General features: G+C 55.1%; 2 protein-coding genes. Both read left to right on the top strand.

The window, feature by feature from the left end; all coding sequences use genetic code 11:
- The first annotated feature begins 177 nt into the window (after nucleotides 1-177).
- Nucleotides 178-573 (top strand): transposase, encoded by a 396-nt coding sequence (locus CRJ00_RS18700; protein WP_180268538.1) that lies wholly within the window; start codon nucleotides 178-180, stop codon nucleotides 571-573.
- Between the two features lie 23 nt (nucleotides 574-596).
- The coding region (locus CRJ00_RS18085) for an IS3 family transposase (protein WP_144038204.1) at nucleotides 597-1,168 on the top strand (572 nt) is incomplete at its 3' end.

Here is a 1,168-nt window from a genome sequence, read left to right on the forward strand (position 1 = left end):
TGTCCAATCCTAAAAAAGCTATACACAAAAACAAAGTGTATGGAAACAATAGAAAGAGAGTTTGAGTTCGCGGAGCGGACCAGTAAGAAGCAGCCATTCGACAAGCGTCTGATCCTCCACATGCTGGATCAGATCGAACTTGGGGTCCCTCGCCGGGACCTGATGGAACAGTACGGCGTGTCCGAACTGAGCCTTATCCGCTGGATGAAGAAGTTCGGGCGACAGCCCATTGGGCCAAAGCGGTATACCACCGAGCTGAAGCGTTCAGTGATCAGGGCGGTCCAGGACGGGATGAGCGCCTACCGGGCAGGGAACACCTTTGATATCTCCTGCGGTACGGTCTCCAGATGGGTCAGGGAATATAAGGGGGAAAATACCGAACTTAGTTCCCCAAAACCCGATGATATGGCCAACAAAAAACCCGTAGACCCCAAAGAGGCAGAGATCCTGGCCCTGAAGAAGGCCCTGGAGTATGCAAACCTGAAGATCAGGGCATTGGATACCATGATCGACATTGCCGAGGAACAGCTCAAGATCGACATCAGAAAAAAGTCTGGTGCCAAGCGGTCGTAAAGATCAAACAGGAATCCCCAGCAATGGGGATCCGTTTGATCTGCGGACTGTTTGGCAGAACAAGGCATGCGTACTATGACCGCCAGTGGCGGGTGCAGGATGTCGGTCTGAAGGACGAGGTCATCCTGCAGCACGTGCTGCGGATACGCAGCGAACAGAGGAGGATCGGTACCCGGAAGCTGCTCCATATGCTCTCCGGCCCCCTGCAGGAACATGGGATCAGGATCGGCCGCGACTATCTCTTCGCCCTGATGAGGGAGCATTCCCTACAGATCAGGACCAGGAAGAGGAAGGCGGTCACCACCGATTCGCGGCACTGGATGAAGAAGTACGGGAACCTGATAAAGGGACTTGCGGTCGAGCGTCCCGAGCAGGTCTGGGTAAGCGACATCACCTATGTACAGCTCAACAGGCGCTGGGGATATCTGAGCCTGATCACCGATGCCTATTCCAGGAAGATAGTGGGCTGGGCGTTCAGGGGCGACCTCTCGGCACAGGGATGTATCGATGCCCTGCAGATGGCACTGCGGCAGAGGCAGTATCCGGGAAAGGGTCTGATACACCACTCCGATCGGGGTTCGCAGTACTGTAGCAA

The sequence above is a fragment of the Sphingobacterium sp. 1.A.4 genome, from assembly GCF_002734245.1.
In the GTDB taxonomy this organism is placed as follows: domain Bacteria; phylum Bacteroidota; class Bacteroidia; order Sphingobacteriales; family Sphingobacteriaceae; genus Sphingobacterium; species Sphingobacterium tenebrionis.